The sequence below is a fragment of the Roseinatronobacter domitianus genome (assembly GCF_023336755.1).
Classification (GTDB): domain Bacteria; phylum Pseudomonadota; class Alphaproteobacteria; order Rhodobacterales; family Rhodobacteraceae; genus Roseinatronobacter; species Roseinatronobacter domitianus.
In genome coordinates, this window is record NZ_JALZWP010000003.1 from 70,432 (window position 1) to 87,528 (window position 17,097).

The 17,097-nt window shown below is 62.0% G+C and carries 16 protein-coding genes; 8 read left to right on the plus strand and 8 right to left on the minus strand.

Features of this window, described 5'->3' with window-relative positions:
* Window positions 1-56: 56 nt before the first annotated feature.
* The 4 genes from mepA to dapB form a co-directional block, all read right to left on the minus strand.
* Window positions 57-938, minus strand: coding sequence for a penicillin-insensitive murein endopeptidase (gene mepA / locus M3N55_RS04340; protein ID WP_249056758.1), 882 nt, complete (start codon window positions 936-938; stop codon window positions 57-59).
* Window positions 923-2,275, minus strand: coding sequence for an MFS transporter (locus tag M3N55_RS04345; protein WP_249056759.1), 1,353 nt, complete (start codon window positions 2,273-2,275; stop codon window positions 923-925). The genes mepA and M3N55_RS04345 overlap by 16 nt, the downstream gene beginning before the upstream one ends.
* 60 nt (window positions 2,276-2,335) lie before the next feature.
* Window positions 2,336-2,698 carry a dihydrodipicolinate reductase gene (locus tag M3N55_RS04350; RefSeq protein ID WP_249056761.1) on the minus strand — a complete coding sequence of 121 codons (363 nt, stop codon included), beginning with the start codon at window positions 2,696-2,698 and terminating at the stop codon, window positions 2,336-2,338.
* A 64-nt stretch (window positions 2,699-2,762) separates the two neighbouring features.
* Window positions 2,763-3,572 carry a 4-hydroxy-tetrahydrodipicolinate reductase gene (dapB, locus tag M3N55_RS04355; protein WP_249056763.1) on the minus strand — a complete coding sequence of 270 codons (810 nt, stop codon included), beginning with the start codon at window positions 3,570-3,572 and terminating at the stop codon, window positions 2,763-2,765.
* A 102-nt stretch (window positions 3,573-3,674) separates the two neighbouring features.
* Between dapB and rbfA the strand changes: the two genes are divergently transcribed.
* The 5 genes from rbfA to M3N55_RS04380 are packed head-to-tail and all read left to right on the plus strand — an operon-like array spanning window position 3,675 to window position 7,421.
* Window positions 3,675-4,097, plus strand: a complete 423-nt coding sequence (gene rbfA / locus M3N55_RS04360; RefSeq protein WP_249056765.1) for a 30S ribosome-binding factor RbfA — start codon at window positions 3,675-3,677, stop codon at window positions 4,095-4,097.
* Complete coding sequence (locus tag M3N55_RS04365) at window positions 4,081-4,827, plus strand: phosphodiester glycosidase family protein (RefSeq protein WP_249056766.1); 747 nt, start codon at window positions 4,081-4,083, stop codon at window positions 4,825-4,827. Before rbfA ends, M3N55_RS04365 begins: the two co-directional genes overlap by 17 nt.
* Before the next feature lie 34 nt (window positions 4,828-4,861).
* Window positions 4,862-5,773, plus strand: coding sequence for a tRNA pseudouridine(55) synthase TruB (gene truB / locus M3N55_RS04370; RefSeq protein WP_249056769.1), 912 nt, complete (start codon window positions 4,862-4,864; stop codon window positions 5,771-5,773).
* An 11-nt stretch (window positions 5,774-5,784) separates the two neighbouring features.
* Window positions 5,785-6,291 (plus strand): DUF1643 domain-containing protein, encoded by a 507-nt coding sequence (locus M3N55_RS04375; protein WP_249057144.1) that lies wholly within the window; start codon window positions 5,785-5,787, stop codon window positions 6,289-6,291.
* Between the two features lie 41 nt (window positions 6,292-6,332).
* Window positions 6,333-7,421: an amidohydrolase gene (locus M3N55_RS04380; RefSeq protein ID WP_249056771.1), complete on the plus strand. Its 1,089-nt coding sequence runs from the start codon at window positions 6,333-6,335 to the stop codon at window positions 7,419-7,421.
* Here M3N55_RS04380 and M3N55_RS04385 read toward each other — a convergent pair.
* The 4 genes from M3N55_RS04385 to M3N55_RS04400 all read right to left on the minus strand — a co-directional run bounded on the left by M3N55_RS04385 (window position 7,411) and on the right by M3N55_RS04400 (window position 12,405).
* Window positions 7,411-8,019 (minus strand): aminotransferase class IV, encoded by a 609-nt coding sequence (locus M3N55_RS04385; protein WP_346429253.1) that lies wholly within the window; start codon window positions 8,017-8,019, stop codon window positions 7,411-7,413. The two genes, M3N55_RS04380 and M3N55_RS04385, sit on opposite strands and share 11 nt — an antisense overlap.
* Entirely contained in the window at window positions 7,977-9,119 is a 1,143-nt protein-coding gene (locus M3N55_RS04390) for an aminodeoxychorismate synthase component I (protein ID WP_249056772.1), read from the minus strand. The genes M3N55_RS04385 and M3N55_RS04390 overlap by 43 nt, the downstream gene beginning before the upstream one ends.
* A gap of 122 nt (window positions 9,120-9,241) precedes the next feature.
* Complete coding sequence (locus tag M3N55_RS04395) at window positions 9,242-10,555, minus strand: HlyD family type I secretion periplasmic adaptor subunit (RefSeq protein WP_249056773.1); 1,314 nt, start codon at window positions 10,553-10,555, stop codon at window positions 9,242-9,244.
* A complete protein-coding gene (locus tag M3N55_RS04400; protein ID WP_249056775.1) occupies window positions 10,552-12,405 on the minus strand; it encodes a type I secretion system permease/ATPase in 1,854 nt (617 codons plus the stop codon). The genes M3N55_RS04395 and M3N55_RS04400 overlap by 4 nt, the downstream gene beginning before the upstream one ends.
* Window positions 12,406-12,764: 359 nt before the next feature.
* Here M3N55_RS04400 and M3N55_RS04405 point away from each other — a divergent pair, with 359 nt between their 5' ends.
* The 3 genes from M3N55_RS04405 (at window position 12,765) to urtA (ending at window position 17,091) form a co-directional block, all read left to right on the plus strand.
* Window positions 12,765-13,142, plus strand: a complete 378-nt coding sequence (locus tag M3N55_RS04405; protein ID WP_249056777.1) for a hypothetical protein — start codon at window positions 12,765-12,767, stop codon at window positions 13,140-13,142.
* 48 nt (window positions 13,143-13,190) lie between these two features.
* Window positions 13,191-15,413, plus strand: a complete 2,223-nt coding sequence (locus tag M3N55_RS04410; protein WP_249056779.1) for a M10 family metallopeptidase C-terminal domain-containing protein — start codon at window positions 13,191-13,193, stop codon at window positions 15,411-15,413.
* A 391-nt stretch (window positions 15,414-15,804) separates the two neighbouring features.
* On the plus strand, window positions 15,805-17,091 hold the full coding sequence (gene urtA, locus M3N55_RS04415) for an urea ABC transporter substrate-binding protein (RefSeq protein ID WP_249056781.1): 1,287 nt from the start codon (window positions 15,805-15,807) through the stop codon (window positions 17,089-17,091).
* The last annotated feature ends 6 nt before the right edge of the window (window positions 17,092-17,097 follow it).

A 17,097-nucleotide genomic window follows, 5' to 3' on the forward strand; every position in this document is an offset into this window, starting at 1 on the left:
TGCCATTTCAGCTTAGCCACACCGCGCAACTTGGCAATAGGCTTGGCGGGCTTAGATCATTGAGATGCCAGAACAGCCCGACACGCGCCCGGAAGATCAGCCATCGTGAACTCACGCGGGTGTCGACGGCGTTCGGGCGGGGGCGCGTTGGGATCACGCGGGGGCGGATTCAGGAAATCTGTGACCCACCATTGCAAGGTTTCGTCGCAGCCATTGCCACCCTTGGACAGCTCCGCCACGGTCGGCGTTTGCGTTTCGCAATTGCGCGCGCCGCGCGGGCATTTAAGTCGCACATGAAAATGGTAATTGTGCCCAGCCGCAGGGCGGATTTTCTGAAGCCACCCCGTATCGGCAGGGCGCGCAGTTTTGCACATTTCCAGCTTCACGGCGGCGGCAACGAAAATGCGGTCCACGCGCGGATCAGACGCGGCGGCACGCATAATGTTGTAATGTGACTGGGTCCAATTGCTGTTGACGCGCAACTGATCATGGGTGCGGACGGAAATGGAACTGAGGTTTTCGCGTTCCGCCATACTTAGGTTCAGCCGGGTCGCGGGCAGCATCCAGATATCCACGTCCAGCCCGATCTGGTGGCTGGCATGCCCCGAGGTCATCGGCCCGCCGCGTGGCTGGCTGATATCGCCCACATACAGCCCCGACCAACCATGGCGCGTGGCTTCGCGGCTTAGGTCCTGGACGAATTCCATCAGGCTGGGATCGCCCCAGTTGCGATTGCGCGACAGGCGCATGGCCTGCCATGTCGGCCCGGTTTCGGGCAGTCGCACCAACCCTGCCGCGCAACCATTGGAATAGCTGCCGATGGGCTCTGGCGCTTGCAACGATCCATAGGCATGGGCGCCGAAAAGCTGGTTGGCAAGCTGTTGCGCATGGGCCGGGGCGGCCAGCAGCAGGGCAAGGGCAGTCAGGACGGCGCGCATCTGAATTCGGGCTCCCCTTCTGGGTCTACCAAGATTAGCAGCACAAGCCCCGCCATGAAAAGCACGATCAACGGGGTCACGCCCAGGCGTTGGCTGTCGGTCAGCGTTGTGACCAGCGCTACCGAGGCGGGCGCGAGGAAGGCCAGCGCCTTGCCCGACAGCGCGTATAGCCCGAACCCTTCGGTCATGCGCGCGGGGTCGGCTTGGCGCACCATCATGGTGCGCGAGGCCGATTGCAGGCTGCCGCCCCCGGCCCCGATCAGCGCGCCGCAGATGTAGAATGTGATGTCGGGCAGGCTCGACCCATCCGCCACCGGCAAGAACACGGCCATACTGCGGTCGGTGCCGACGATAATGACACAGACCGCCATTAGCAGCACGACACATCCGATAATCACGGGCTTGGGGCCGAAACGCGTGTCCAACTTGCCCGCCAGCCAACACGCAACCGCGCCCACGGCAGCGGCGAGTATCCCGAAGACACCGATTTGCACAATGGACCAACCCAGCACGCCTGCCGCGTAAATACCCCCGAACGCGTAGATGCCGTTCAGCGCGTCACGATAAAGCAGCGATGCCCCAAGATAGGCAAACAGGCTGCGCCGTCCGGGCAAAGCGCGCAGGCTGTCGCGCAATTCGCTCAAGCCCCGACGCACCGCGCCTGTCGCGCGCGCGCTGGCCGATTTGATCGGCACCCACAGGAAGAACGGAATGACGAATATCGCATACCAGATCGCAGTGAACGGCCCGACAAAGCGCGTGCCTTCGCGCGCGTCCGCATCAAGCCCAAGGAGCGGGGAGAGGCCGATCAACGTCACGCCTTGGTCGTTTTCCGCCAGAAACAGCAGCATGACAACCAATGACACCAGACCGCCAACATAACCAAGCGCCCAGCCAGTGCCCGATATCTGGCCCAGATCCTCGCGTGTGCCCAGATCTGGCAAGGTGGCGTTGGTGAAGACGATCCCGAATTCCAACCCAACCAAGCCTATCGCAAAGGCCAGCAACACCAAAGCAATTGTCACCGGGTCTGCATTCGGAACAGCAAACCAAAGCGATGCCGCGCCAAGCGCGTAAAGCGCGGACCACAGCAACAACCAAGAGCGTCGGTTCCCGGAACTGTCGGCAATCGCCCCCATCACGGGGGCAGCCACAGCAATCAGCAGCCCCGAAATTGCCAGCATCCAACCCCAAAGCGCTTGTCCCGTTACCGGGTCCGAAGCGACGGCAGACGCAAAATAGGGCGCGAAAATGAAGGTTAGCAGCAGGGTGTTATACGGCTGGTTGGCCCAGTCAAAGGCCCACCAGCCCCAGATGCGTTTGCGCGGCGTTGTCATGGCGGACCTTTTCGGAAAGTTGGGCCCACTAAGCCACTTCAGCGCTGGCCTGACAAGCGCTTAGCCCGGGTTGCGCAACCGCAGATCGGCCGAATCCCCCTGCCCTTGGTCGGACACGAAACGCAGAGTGGCGCCATCGCGCAGCACCAACTGACAGTTATAGCCATCTCCAGAGCCGCCGAATTCCAGCGTGCGACAGAAATACCCGTCACGCCATTCCCAGATTCCGCCGACATCCATGCCAAATCCGCGCCCGCGAATCTCGCCTTGGGGTAGCACTTGCAAACGAATGCCGAAGCGGGTCAACTCACGCCCCTCGACCAAGGACCGAAAATTTCCTTCATCGCGTACGGGTTCAAAATCCGCCAACGCGGGCGCGGCAGTGGTCAGCGCGGTGGCAAGAGCAATCGCAAATCTCATCATGGCAACCTCGTTTTGGTGGTCTTCAAATTATACGAGCAGATACCAAGATTGGTTTAAAAAAATGTCAGCGCCCGATTAAACCCAGAACATCCAACATGGAATATTCGCCGGGGCCGCGCCCTTCCAGCCACATCGCCGCGCGCAAAGCGCCCCGCGCGAATAATGCCCGGTCAGAGGCAACATGGCGCAACGTGACCCGTTCGCCCGGCCCGGCAAAGATAACATCATGCTCGCCAATGAAATCGCCGCCACGGATGGCATGAAACCCGATTGCGCCGTCGCGGCGCGCACCCGTAATCCCATCGCGGCCCCGATCGGCCATGTCGGATAGGCTGACACCGCGCCCTTCGGCCACCGCTTCGCCCAGCATCAGCGCGGTCCCAGACGGGGCATCGACTTTGTGACGGTGATGCGCCTCGACAATCTCTATGTCATACTCGTCGCCCAACGCGCGCGCCACTTGCCGCGCCAGCGTGACCAGCAGGTTGACCCCAAGGCTCATGTTACCGGCGCGGACAATATGGCCGCGCGTGCCGATTTCCGCAATCGCGGCCAGATCGGCCTCCTCGAAGCCCGTGGTCCCGATGACATGCCCAACCCCGGCATTCGCAGCACGCGCAGCAAGCGCCACGGTGGCGGCGGGAGCGGTGAAGTCGATAATGACATCGCTGGCGGCAAGCGCGGCGTCGATATCATCGCTTACCAGCAAATCACGCGCCCCGCCCCCCATGGTTTGCCCCAGATCCTGGCCGATCCATTCATGGCCAGCCCGCTCTACCGCCGCCGACAGGGTCGCGCCGGGATGCGCGTCCACTTCGCGCACCAGCATCTGCCCCATGCGCCCTGATACGCCAAAAACCGCAATTTTCCGCATGACCCGTTCCTTTCCTGCGCAAACTGCAAGCGGCATAGCCAAATGCCGCCGACTTGGCAAAGGCTCGTTGCGCGGGCGCAGCGTTTGGCCTAAACGGGGCGTATGTCGAACCATCGCTCTTCCACCGCTTCCGGCCCGTCGCAACGTCAGTTGCGCGTTGGCGAATTGCTGCGTCGCACTCTGGCGGATGTGCTGACACGCGGCGATGTGCATGACCCGGACCTGAACCGCATTCCGATCACGGTCAGTGAGGTGCGCTCCTCGACCGACCTGAAGATCGCGACGGTCTATGTCATGCCCCTTGGCGGACGCGATCAAGAGGCCGCACTGGCGGCCTTGCGCCGCAACAAGGCAGAACTGCGCCATCTTGTCAGCCGCGAGATGACCCTGAAATACGCGCCCGATCTGCGGTTCAAGCTGGATGAAAGCTTCGACCGGATGGACGAAACCCGCCGCTTGCTAAGTGACGAAACGGTGCAGCGCGACATTGTCAGCGGGACCGACCCCGATGGCACGGACACTTAGCGCAATCGCGGCACTGCTGTTCTGGGCCGCCCCGGCGCAGGCCGAATGCAGCCGCACGAACTACCTGGATCAGCGGTTTACCATCTGCGAAGCAACGGCAGGCGACGACCTGCGGCTGTTTTTGCGTGACGGTGACGGGCAGACCTATGGCAGCTTTGCTACGATAGACACCGCTTTGGCGCGGGACGGCAAGGTTTTGTCCTTTGCGATGAATGGCGGCATGTATCACCCTGATCGCGCACCCGTCGGGCTTTATATTGAGGATAACACCGAAGCGGCACGACTGATCCTGTCGGAAGGTCCGGGCAATTTCGGATTGCTGCCAAATGGCGTATTCTGCATCGAAGAGACGCGGCTGACCATTATCGAGAGCAGAGCGTTCGCGCTGGCCCGCCCCGCGTGCCGCCATGCCACGCAATCGGGGCCAATGCTGGTGATTGACGGCGTGTATCATCCGCGTTTCGTAGAACACTCAGATTCGCGGCTGATCCGCAATGGTGTCGGCGTCTCTGCCGATGGCCAACGCGCGGTATTTGTCATCTCTGACAGCGCGGTAAACCTGTGGGAATTCGCGCGCTTCTTCCGCGATCATCTGGGGTTGTCGCAGGCGCTCTATATAGACGGGCGGGTTTCGCGGTTGCACGCGCCCGCGCTTGGCCGGTCGGATTGGGGCCTGCCCTTGGGACCGATCATCGGCAAGGTTGTTGACGCGCCCAGCGCCAGACAGTAGCAGCACCGACTTGATAGAACTTCAAGAGGGTAGCATGGGACGCAAGCGCAAGGGTCGCGCCATTTCGGGTTGGCTGCTGGTGGACAAGCCCGCGGGCGTGACCTCTACCGCCGTGGTGAACAAGGTGCGCTGGGCGCTACAGGCGCAAAAGGCGGGCCATGCCGGCACGCTGGACCCGGCGGCGACGGGGCTTTTGGCCGTTGCCCTGGGCGAGGCCACCAAAACCGTGCCCTATATTACCGACGCTCTGAAATGCTACCGCTTTCGCGTGCGATTGGGGCAATCCACAACAACGGATGATGCCGAGGGCACGGTGATCGAGACGTCAGACCAGCGCCCGTCAGATGATGACATCGCGGCCGCCCTTGGCGCGTTTCGTGGAGAGATTATGCAGGTGCCCCCGCAATTCTCTGCCGTCAAGGTAGAGGGCGAGCGCGCCTATGACATCGCGCGTGCAGGCGAGGAGATGGATTTGGCCGCGCGCCCCTTGTGGGTGGAAAAGTTGGAGATATTGGCGCGCCCCGATCCCGACCATGTTGATCTTGAAATGGTCTGCGGCAAGGGCGGCTATGTGCGCTCGATCGCGCGCGATCTGGGCGCGGCCTTGGGCTGTCTGGGCCATGTCGCGTGGTTGCGGCGGGAATGGTCCGGGCCATTCGACGCCGCCGAAGGTCTGAGCATGGAGCAGATCGACGCCATGGCCCATAGCCCCGATCTGGACACTCATATCCGGCCCTTGGAAATGGGGTTGGCCGACCTGCCCGAACTGCCCGCCACACCAGAGGGCGCGGCACGGTTGCGCAACGGCAACCCCGGCATGGTGCTGGCCTCGCATGTCGATTACGGCGCCGAAGCATGGGCCAGCCTTGACGGCCAAGCCATTGCCGTGGGCCGCTACAAGGCTGGCGAACTGCACCCCAGCCGCGTGTTCAACCGCGACGGATGACCCAAGCTGGCCTGATAACCCGCAGCCATATCAAAGGCGACGCGCCATCGGTGGCGGTGTATTCACCTTGCGAAAGCTACCGCTACCTGCTGACCCGTGAATGGGCGCCACAGCAAGGGCGTGTGTTGTTCATCATGCTCAACCCATCGACCGCAACAGAGGTGCAGAACGACCCCACGGTCGAGCGTTGCGAGCGGCGCGCACGGACGCTTGGCTTTGGTGCATTCCGGGTGTGCAACATCTTTGCCTTTCGCGCGACCGACCCGCGCGTGATGCGGGCCGCCGCCGACCCGGTTGGCCCCGCGAATGATGCGGCCATTCTGGACAGCCTGCCTTGGGCAGACCGGGTGATCTGCGCCTGGGGCACACATGGTGCATACCAAGCGCGCGGCGCGCAGGTGGAAGCCATGCTGCGCAAGTCTGGCACCGCGCTGCATCATCTGGGCCTGAGCAAAGACGGGCATCCGAAACACCCGCTTTATATCGGCTACGCGGTGCAGCCGCTTCCCTGGGGCTAAGGCCACTGGACAGAGCGCCGGTTTTATCCGATCCCTTGCGGATGACCCAAGACCTGATCGCCCTGCGCCATGCGCTGCACCGCCACCCCGATATTTCCGGGGACGAAGGCAACACGGCCCATATGGTCGCCACGGCGCTGCGCAGCACCCCAGCCGACCTGCTGGTGACGGATCTGGGCGGGCACGGCGTTGCCGCCGTTTACGACAGCGGCCAACCCGGCCCGACCGTTATGTTCCGCGCCGAGTTGGACGCGCTGCCGATTGCAGAGGCCTCTGGCGTGGCGCATGCGTCGCAGCGCCCCGGCATGGCGCATCTATGCGGACATGACGGACATATGGCCATCCTGATGGGGCTGGCGGGAACCCGCCCCGCGCGCGGGCGGCTGGTGCTGCTGTTTCAACCCGCAGAGGAGACCGGCGCGGGCGCGCGTGCGGTTCTGGCAGATCCGACATTCGCCGCGCTACGCCCGGATTTCGCCTTCGCGCTACACAACATGCCCGGTCTGCCCTTGGGTGCGGTAGCGGTCGCAGCAGGGCCAGCCAGTTGCGCGTCAGTTGGCTGGCGAATTGCCGTTCGGGGACGCGAAGCGCATGCCGCCTTCCCCGAAACCGGGCAGTCCCCGGCGCCCGTCTTGGCGCGATTGGTGCAACATCTGGCCAGCCTGCCCGTCAGCACCGCCACGATCTGCCATCTGAACATGGGCGCGCCTGCCTTCGGCATCGCCCCCGGTCAGGCGGTGGCCCATGTGACCCTACGCGCAGCGTCCGACACCGGCCTAGAGGCGCTGGAACATGATCTGCGCAACTGGATCGCAGACAATACAGGCGGGCTGACACTCGACATCACCCGACACGACCATTTCAACGCCACGCTGAACGACCCAGAGGCGGCGGCGCATGTCGAAGCGGCGCGCGACGAGTTGCGTATCGAAAAGGCGGCGTTCAACTTCCCCATGCGCCCCTCAGAGGATTTCGGCGCCTTCAGCGCGCAAGCCAAATGCGCATTGTTTTTCCTTGGCGCGGGCGAAGCCCACCCCGCTTTGCACGATCCGGCCTATGACTTTCCAGACGCGCTGATCGCGCCGGGGCTGGCAATGTTCCGCGCAATCCTCGCGCGCCTCACGGGATAAGCCGCGCGGGGCTAAGACCGCGCAACGCATTGCCCAACCACAGGCGGACATGCGGCAAATCGTGAGCAAGAAGCACCTCTTCCGGGCAATCCAGCGACGCGCGCAAAACGCCGGGCAACAGGCCACTGGACAGAGGCGGCGTGCGCATCCCCGATCCACGGTCGAAAAACACGGTCGTTATGGTGCCGTCGCAGACCTCATTGCGCTCGTTGCACAAGATCAGTTCATCCAACCCTGCAGGCAAGGCCGCGCGCGCCGCGTCATAGGTTGCGCGCTGGCTGGATTTCAGGCGCAACCAAGGGTCATCAGAGGCCAATCGCAAGTCGGACAGGCCCACGCGCCATGTGTCGATGGCCGGCGGAATCGGGTGGTGTTCCTGCCGGATCACGCCCACAGCATTCAGCGTCAGCCGCAACCGCGCGGGATGGTCGGGGCCGGAGAAGGCAAAGGCGGGCACGTGCCAGCCCAAGGCCGCAGCCCCCGCCTGCAAGCGCGCGCGATGCAAGCCCTCGTGCCGCAATGCCCTGCCATCCCAATAGCCTGTTTCAATCAGGGTCAGGCCGCGCGGCGCAACCCCTTGGCAAAGCGGGTTTTCCACAAGGCTTCCTCCCATTCTCCGGCCTCTGTGCTGTCTTGCACGATGCCGCCGCCGACATTGCCTTCGACCATACCGCCGCCGAACAGGCGCAGGGTGCGGATCGCCACGGACCACGCCTGATCGCCGTTCGGACCGGCCCAGCCGATCGCCCCGCAATAGACCGAGCGCGGCACCTGTTCCAATTCTGCAATAATCTGCATAGCCCGGATTTTCGGCGCGCCAGTAACGGACCCACAGGGGAACAACGCCGCCATGATCTCTGTCAGGCCCAGCCTGGCACGCAACTGCCCACGAATACGGCTGCTCATCTGGTGGACGGTGGCAAAACTGTCGATGGTGAAAAGTTCCGGCACCTTGACCGATCCGATCTCAGAAATCCGGGCGATGTCGTTGCGCAGAAGGTCCACGATCATCAGGTTCTCGGCCTGCACCTTGTCGCTTGCCGCCAACCCGTCGCGCAGGGCGCGGTCGGCATCGGCTGTGGCCCCGCGCGGGGCGGTGCCTTTCATGGGGCGGCTTTCGATCACACCATCTTGCAAGGTAAAGAACAACTCTGGGCTGCATGATAGCACAACCGGCCCCGCGCCAAGGTCCAGATAGGCGCCAAAACCCACCTGCTGCCGCGCCCGCAACGCCCCATAAAGCCCCTGCCCTGTGCCAGATGTCAGGTGCGCGGCCAAAGGGAAGGTCAGGTTAACCTGATAGCAATCGCCTGCCGCGATATACTCCATCAGCCGTCCGAAAGACCGCGCGTAATCGCCGCGCGTGGTTCGGGGCAGAATGGGCGACAGGCTGCCCATTTGCGCGTCTGCCTGTGCATGAAACGCGGTGGCAGGTTCGGGCGCATTGAACACGGCCAAGGCCACAAGCGGCGCGCGCGGGTCGTGATGCGGAATGCCGGACAGCCGCGGCTCGAAGGCGTAGCCTGCCTCATAGGCGATATATCCGGCCACCCACGCCCCCGCACGGCGCGCGGCTTCGGCGCGGTCCAGCACATTGGCGACCTCGGCGCGGGACCATGCCAAAAGCAAGTCGCGCGGACGGGTAAACAGCGCCGGGCGGGCGCGCGGTCCGTGGTCAAGGGCGATGACGGGCTGCATCTTGGCCTTCGGTTGGGGAAACACTGGCGCGCTGAATACACCGCCTTTTCCCTGCTGGCCATGTCCGAAACGGTCGCATCAGAGCGGTTTTGCGCCATGCTGGAGCGGTTCGGCCCCAGCGCCTAACCTTCGCGCAACGCGCGCGCGAAATATGACAGGAACGGTTCTGTCAGGTATTGCAACGGGCTGCGATCACCGGTTTGCAAGAACACCTCTACCGGCATACCGGGGAGCAAGGTCTGGTCCGCCAGAAGCACGCGGCTTTCGTCCTGCAATTCCAACTCGATCCGGTAGTAACTTTGCGCCAATTCGGCATTGGTGAAGGCGTCGGCAGAAACCTTGGTCACAAGCGCGCCGAGTTGCGGCAGATCGCGCAGATTGAGACCCGAGAACATGACAACGGCGTCCTGACCCGCGCGGACCTGGTCAATATCGGACGGGTTGACCCGTGCCGAAATCACAAGCGGCCGGTCTTGTGGCACAACAAACAAGGCCGGTTCAGCCGCGCGCAGCACAGCGCGCGGGGTCGTCACCTGCAACCCGTAGACCAAGCCGGACACCGGGGCGCGGATATCCAGACGTGCGACCTGTTCACGCAATGCGCGCCGGCGTTCGGACAGTTCGACCTCTGTCGCAGCAATGTCACGCAGCTCGGTTTGCGCCTCTTCGCGGGTCTGCGCACCAAGCGACAAAATCTGTTGCGCGATTTCCGCCTGACGCTCTGCCGCAGAGCCGCGTTCAGAGAGCAAGGCACCGCGTGCGCCCTCAAGCCGCGCGGCTTCGCGGTCAAGCGACAGAACGCGGGCGGCCTGTGCCAGCCCGCGTTCAAGAAGGTCAGCCTGCGTCGCGCGCTCCTCGCCAACAAGCGTGATCTGCCGATCCGTGGCGCCAATCTGCGCGGTAATTCCTTCAACCTGCGTGTCGATCTGGGCCGCACGCTGTTGCAGTTGCGTAATAAGCCCGTCGCGGGTTTCGCGGCGCGCGGCCAAAAGGCTGCGCTGCCCGTTCATCAAACCCTCGATCCGCGTGGCAAGGTCCGGTCGCTCCGCTCTGGCTGCATGCAATTCCGCTGGGAAGGTTATGGTCGCGGTATCGTCGCGCTCGGCCTCCAGTCGGGCGCGGCGGGCCAGCAATTCGAACAGGCGGTTTTCGACCACGTTCAGCTCTGATTGCAGGTTTGTGCCATCCAGCCGCAACATGACATCGCCCGCCGCAACGCGCGCGCCTTCAACAACATTGATCTGCGCAACCACCCCGCCTTCGGGGTGCTGGACGATCTGGCGGTTCTGCTCGACCTCTAGCTGTCCGGGCGCGATGATTGCACTGGAGATCCGGCTTAGCACCGCCCAAGCCCCAAAGCCAAAGACCAGCACGGCAAGGGTCAGCGCCGCAAGCAACAGGTGGCGTCTTGGCGAAAATGGGTCGCGCGCGCTCATGCCCCGCCCGTCCCGCTTGTGTCCCACGGGAAGCGGGCCACGAGTGGTTTTGCCGGTCCCGCCCCCAGAGCAGCAGCAGGGGAGGCCGCAGTCGTCGCAGCGCCCGCGCCCTGCCCCAGGATCGCACCGCTGTTGCGCGTGGTTTTGCGCAAAACCTCTTCCATCGGGCCGAACGCGGCGACAGTCCCGGCCAGCAGCCGCAACACAACGTCACATTCCACAATGGCGCTTGGCCGATGGGTCATGATGATGACGGTCGCGCCGCGCGCCTTGGCGTTGCGGATGGCCAAATTCAGCGCCCGTGACCCGGCATCGTCCAGATCGGAATTCGGTTCGTCCAGCACCAGAAGCGCGGGGTCGCCGTAAAACGCACGGGCCAGCGCGACCCGTTGCATCTGCCCGCCAGACAGCCCGCCGCCGTCGGAATCGATGATCGTGTCATAGCCATTGGGTTGCGCAAGGATAACCTCATGCGCGCCCGCAGCCTGTGCGGCGGCAATGACCCGTTCATCGGTCGCGTCCGGGTCCAGCCGGGCAATATTGTCGCGCAAGCTGCCCGCGAACAGCGACACCTTTTGCGGCAAATACCCAATAGCGCGCCCCAGTTGCGCGGCATCGTATTGCTCCAGCAACGCACCGTCGAGCCGGATTTCCCCCATGGCTGGTGGCCAAATACCCACAAGGGCCTCTGCAAGGCTGGATTTGCCTGCACCCGAATCTCCGATCACGCCCAGGGCCTGACCGGGCCGCAGCCCGAAAGAGACATCGCGCAAAATGAGCCCGCTGCGCCCCGCCGAGCCCGGAATACGCAGGGCCAGACCTTTGACGGCCAACTGACCTTTGGGCCTTGGCAGCATGGTTTTCGGGGCTTCGGACGGCGCGGCGGCCATCAGCCTGCGCAAACGTGCGCGGGCGGCGCGGGCCGCCTGCACTTGCGGCCAACCCGATATCACCTGATCCAGCGGCGCAAGCGCGCGCCCAAGGATAATAGAGGCCGCGATCATCCCACCCGGCGACAATTCCGCGCGCAATACCAGCCATGCGCCCAGCGCCAGCATGGCAGATTGCAAGAACAAACGCATCGCGCGCGCCGAAGCGCTGAAACCGCCGCTGCTGTCATTTCCTGCGACGGCTTCTGACAAAGCATGACGACGCAGCGCGACCCAGCGGTCCAAAGCAGTTGCCTGCATACCAAGGGCGCGCATTTGCCCCGCTTCGGAACTGATCTGACGGCCCAACGCCTCTGCCCGCTGTTGCGAGGCGAAAATATTGTCCTGCCGCGCCCGGCTGCGCTGCATGTTGACAAAGCTCATCGCGGCCAGGGCCAGCGCCGCGCCACCCGCAAACAGGCCCAGAAGCGGGTGCAACAGCGCGATCACGCCGATAAACAACGGCACCCAGGGAAAATCGAACAGCGCCAGAAAGACAGGGCTGCCGGTGATCTGCTGCAACAACGCAACATCCTGCGTGGCGCGCACCGGCAGATGGCGCGACGTCCCGCGCATAACAGCCCCTGCCAAGGCCGCGCGAAACACCTTTGCGTCCAGATGCAATTGATATTGCGCCCCGGCCCGCGCCGCGATCCGCGCGCGGGCGTGATCCAGCACCCCGAACACCACATACAGAAAGGCCACAAGTGCGAACAGCACAACAAGCGTCGCTTCGGACCGGCTGGAGAGCACCCGGTCATAGACCTGCAACATGAAAACCGGCCCCGTCAGCATCAGCAGGTTGGTGAAAATGCTGACCAGACCGACCACTATGAAAAGCCGCCAAGTGACACTGCCAGCGGGGCTTGGCCCATTCGCGGACGAAGGCTGTCCAGACGCGTGCCTGCGTTCTGCGGTCATCACGCTTGGTCCCGACTGCTCCACGATACTTGCCCTATGCTGCCCCAAAGGTAAGGCAATGCGACGTCCCTGGGACAAGGGATTACATCACCGTCGAATTGTCAATTGATGCGGCTTCGCAGGATAGAGCCAAACATCCTGTCAAAGGATTAAAGCGCTTGAACAGCTTTGCCGCGTATGCGAATTTTCTTCTGATTTAAAAAAGGTATCGAATGCAGCGCGTCGCAAAGCCACCAAGCACGAGGCCCGCAAAGGGGTTTCACCTATTGCGGACGAGGCAAGCACCGCGGCGGTCTCGTATTTCGCTGCGGGTGCTCTTCGCCATGCCTTTTATTGTTGCATTTTGGATTGGACCCAACATGGCTGATGCCCATTCTAAAAACCCACCTGTTCTGGGTCTGGCCTGCGGCAAGGCTCCTGAGGAGTTATGTCGATCCGTGGCGCAATCCATCGCCCAGTATTCGGGCGGGCGCTATGATATCCGCGTTTTGAGGCAGTCCGGTGCCACCCCAGATCGTGAGGGCGACCTGGTGGTGACCGTGGTTTTAGACGGGCGCGGTCAGGACTGGATCGCCGCGCATCTGGACTGGCAACAGGGGCCAGAGGGTAAACGTCACGAAGGGCCAAGCCTGGAATTAAGCGTGATGGATGCCGCATTGACGCCGCAAATGTATGAACGATACGCCAAAAACCTCATCCGCGCAGATGCCGCCATTATGGCGCTGCTTTCGAATTAGACGACAGGCAAAAGTCATTGAGACCGCCCTACCCCCGGAGGATTAAACATGTGCCAGATTTGTGCAGGGACGCAGACTTTCGACCCGACACGCCACCCCGATGGGGGGGATTTCGCAGCAATCTTCGAAGGGGTAGATGCGCCGAGCGACACAAGCACGCCCTATTCCATTGGCATTGGTGATGTGTTTTCGGGCACGCTCGGCTTTGCAGGGGATCGCGACTGGGTCGCCGTGACTTTCGAGGCCGGCGAGACATACGCGATTTCGCTCTCCGGGAGCGGGGGCGGAGGAGGAACGCTATCTGACGCCCTCCTGCGGCTTTACGATGGGTCCGGATCGTTCATAACGTTCAATGATGATGGTGGCGCTGGCCTTGATTCACTGTTGACCTATACCGCGACAACCAGCGGGACGTATTACCTCAGCGCCGGATCATGGAATGACAGTGTAACCGGGACCTACCAACTGTCGTTCACCCAAGCGGAACCAGCCTCACTTGGCACACTGGACGAATTGGCAACCTATTTGACCCACGGTTACTGGAACGATTCAGGCCGTTCGGAACGCAGCTTTGACACGGCATCCGACAACCAGATCACGGCGAATATCACCGGTCTGACATCTGCCGGGCAACAGCTTGCGCTTTGGGCTATGGAAGCCTGGGAACTGGTGGCCGATCTGGAATTCGTGGTGGTCAACGGCTCTGCCGACATCAATTTTGATGACAACGACACCGGCGCCTACGCCCAGATCTTCACCATCGGCACGACAATTGACTCGGTCGATGTGAACGTCTCGACCAACTGGCTGGCCACCTCCGGAACCACGATCGACAGCTATTCGTTCCAGACCTATGTGCATGAAATCGGGCACGCGCTCGGATTGGGGCATCAGGGCAATTACAACGGCAACGCCACATATGGCAGCGACGAAACGTTCCTGAACGACAGTTGGCAATTGTCCATCATGTCGTATTTCGATCAAACTCAAAACACGTCCGTGAACGCGTCCTTTGCGCGGCTTCTTACGCCAATGATGGCCGATATTCTGGCCATTCAAAACCTGTATGGCGCAAGCACACAAACCGCCGGAAACACCACTTGGGGCGCGAATTCCAACCTTGGCGGCTATATTGGTGCTGTCTTTGCGGAAATGGCAGGGGAAGGGTCTACATCCATCTACAATGGCGGTGGTATGGCGCTGACCATTGCCGACACAGGCGGTCACGATACGCTGGACCTGTCATATTTGACGAGTGGTGCGAATATCGACATGCGACCAGAGAGTTTCTCTGATGTGGGCGGCCTGATCGGCAACCTTGCCATCGCGCGCGGCACGATCATTGAGGATTTGGTCACAGGCACGGGCCACGACACCATCCAAGGCAATTACGCCGGCAACTTTATCGATAGCGGCTCCGGCAATGACAGTGTCGATGGCGGGGCCGGGTTCGATTCCCTTATCGGCGGCGATGGGAATGACACGCTGAACGGCGAAAGCGGGAACGACACCATCCGCGGAAACGATGGCGCTGACAGTATCACGGGTGGCACCGGGGATGACGTCCTCTGGGGTGGCGCGGGCAATGACACGCTGCTAGGCGGCGCGGATAACGACATCATAGGCGGCGGCGCGGATGACGACCTCATCTACGGCGGCACCGGCAATGACACCATGTATGGCGGTGCAGGCAATGATACGATCCATGCCGAAAGCGGCTCGAATGCGATTTGGGGCATGGGTGGCAACGATGTGCTGAACGCGTCTGACAATGGCGACCGCATCGGCGGCGGCGGCGGGGAAGATACCATCAATGGCGGCGCTGGGAACGACACGATTTATGGTGGCATTTTCCTGGGCGAAACCACGATTTACGGCAATGGCGGTGATGACGAGATTTACGGCAGCATCGACAACGACACAATCTATGGCGGCGCCGGAGATGACAATATCGGTGGCAACTTGGGCGATGATCGCATTAGCGGCGGCACCGGAGATGACACTGTGCGCGGCTTTGACGGCGCGGATACTTTCGTGTTCATGGACGGCCATGAGGGCCTGACCGTTGAGGATTTTGACTTCACTGAAAACGACCGGCTGGAGTTGGACGATGGGCTCTGGGGCGGCGGTCTGACCGTGTCGCAAATGCTGTCAACCTACGGCACTGTCATCGGTGGCGACCTTGTGCTCGACTTTGGGGGGGGCGACATTGTAACGCTGATGGGCGTGACCAACACGGCGCAACTTAGCTCTTATATAGACGTCGTGTAACCTACAGCAATTTCCCACATGCAAAGCCCGGCCGTCTTGGTCGGGCTTTTTGCATTTCGCCCCGCAGATCCGCCAATCATACTGCGATGCAGCACCAAATTCTGCATGTGCAAAGTAATTGTGCACGAAGGCTAATTTTTATTCAAAGCGCCTCGTCAGCACCGTGTCAGACCACAGGCTCAAATGCGACTCATTGGCACCTGCCCCAAGACCGTTTTGCATAGTGACAGCCCAAACACGGGTCAAACACCGCCCAGTGGACCACATCTCGGCAGATCACAGCCCACCGGACGGCGACAACAATAAATGCTGTTTTGCCAGCATAGCGGAATCGGGCCATGCCCGAAAGCTGATTTGGCACGATAGCCCTGACATAGGAGCGCTGCCCCTCATGACTTCCAGATCCCTGCTTGCCGCCCTTGCCACCAGCACTGCGCTGGTCGCGGCCCCCGCCCTTGCCCAAGATTGTGCCGACCCGATCAAGGTTGGTGTGCTGCACTCGCTTTCGGGCAGCATGGCGATTTCCGAAACCACGCTACGCGACGTGATGTTGATGCTGATCGAGCAGCAAAACGCCGCAGGCGGCGTGCTCGGCTGCCAACTGGAAGCGGTGGTCGTCGACCCAGCCTCTGACTGGCCGCTATTCGCCGAACTGACCCGCCAGCTTCTGACAGTCGATGAGGTCGACGTGATCTTCGGCGCGTGGACCAGCGTCAGCCGCAAATCCGCGCTGCCCGTGCTGGAAGAACTGAACGGGCTGATGTTCTACCCCGTCCAGTATGAGGGCGAGGAATCCTCGCGCAACGTGTTCTACACCGGTGCCGCGCCGAACCAGCAGGCCATCCCGGCTGTGGACTACTTCCTTGAAGAACTTGGCGTCGAGAGCTTCGCGCTTCTTGGCACCGACTATGTCTATCCGCGCACAACAAATGCGATCCTCGAAGCCTATTTGCTCGACAAAGGCATCGCGGCCGAAGACATCTTCGTGAACTACACGCCCTTTGGCCATTCCGACTGGTCAACCATCGTGTCGGACGTGGTGGCACTTGGCGCAGGCGGCAAGCAGGTCGGTGTGATCTCGACCATCAACGGCGACGCGAATGTCGGCTTCTACACCGAACTGGGCGCGCAAGGCGTCAGCGCAGATGATATTCCCGTCGTTGCCTTCTCTGTCGGTGAAGAAGAACTGTCGGGTTTGGATACCGGGCCACTGGCCGGGCATCTGGCCGCGTGGAACTACTTCATGTCTGCTGACACAGAGATCAACGCCGAATTCGTCGCCGCTTGGAAAGAGTTTGCCGGCGAAGACCGTGTGACCAATGACCCGATGGAAGCGCATTACATCGGCTTCAATATGTGGGTGAACGCGGTTGAAGCGGCTGGCACCACCGATGTGGATGCTGTGCGCGAAGCCATGTGGGGGCAGGAATTCCCCAACCTGACCGGCGGCATGGCGGTGATGAACCCCAACCATCACCTCTCCAAGCCCGTTCTGATCGGTGAAATCCGCGAAGACGGCCAGTTCGACATCATCAGCCAGACAACAGAAGTGCCAGGCGACGCATGGACCGATTTCCTTCCGGAAAGCGCTGTTCTGACAAGCGATTGGCAGGAACTGGGCTGCGGCATGTATAACACCGCAACCTCGACCTGCGTGCAGCTGACCTCGAACTACTAAAACCCT

Excerpts from the sequence above, each read along its gene's own strand:
- mepA (WP_249056758.1), bottom strand. The coding sequence starts at position 938 with ATGCGCGCCGTCCTGACTGCCCTTGCCCTGCTGCTGGCCGCCCCGGCC.
- M3N55_RS04345 (WP_249056759.1), bottom strand. The coding sequence starts at position 2,275 with ATGACAACGCCGCGCAAACGCATCTGGGGCTGGTGGGCCTTTGACTGG.
- M3N55_RS04350 (WP_249056761.1), bottom strand. The coding sequence starts at position 2,698 with ATGATGAGATTTGCGATTGCTCTTGCCACCGCGCTGACCACTGCCGCG.
- dapB (WP_249056763.1), bottom strand. The coding sequence starts at position 3,572 with ATGCGGAAAATTGCGGTTTTTGGCGTATCAGGGCGCATGGGGCAGATG.
- rbfA (WP_249056765.1), top strand. The coding sequence starts at position 3,675 with ATGTCGAACCATCGCTCTTCCACCGCTTCCGGCCCGTCGCAACGTCAG.
- M3N55_RS04365 (WP_249056766.1), top strand. The coding sequence starts at position 4,081 with ATGGCACGGACACTTAGCGCAATCGCGGCACTGCTGTTCTGGGCCGCC.
- truB (WP_249056769.1), top strand. The coding sequence starts at position 4,862 with ATGGGACGCAAGCGCAAGGGTCGCGCCATTTCGGGTTGGCTGCTGGTG.
- M3N55_RS04380 (WP_249056771.1), top strand. The coding sequence starts at position 6,333 with ATGACCCAAGACCTGATCGCCCTGCGCCATGCGCTGCACCGCCACCCC.
- M3N55_RS04390 (WP_249056772.1), bottom strand. The coding sequence starts at position 9,119 with ATGCAGCCCGTCATCGCCCTTGACCACGGACCGCGCGCCCGCCCGGCG.
- M3N55_RS04395 (WP_249056773.1), bottom strand. The coding sequence starts at position 10,555 with ATGAGCGCGCGCGACCCATTTTCGCCAAGACGCCACCTGTTGCTTGCG.
- M3N55_RS04400 (WP_249056775.1), bottom strand. The coding sequence starts at position 12,405 with ATGACCGCAGAACGCAGGCACGCGTCTGGACAGCCTTCGTCCGCGAAT.
- M3N55_RS04405 (WP_249056777.1), top strand. The coding sequence starts at position 12,765 with ATGGCTGATGCCCATTCTAAAAACCCACCTGTTCTGGGTCTGGCCTGC.
- M3N55_RS04410 (WP_249056779.1), top strand. The coding sequence starts at position 13,191 with ATGTGCCAGATTTGTGCAGGGACGCAGACTTTCGACCCGACACGCCAC.
- urtA (WP_249056781.1), top strand. The coding sequence starts at position 15,805 with ATGACTTCCAGATCCCTGCTTGCCGCCCTTGCCACCAGCACTGCGCTG.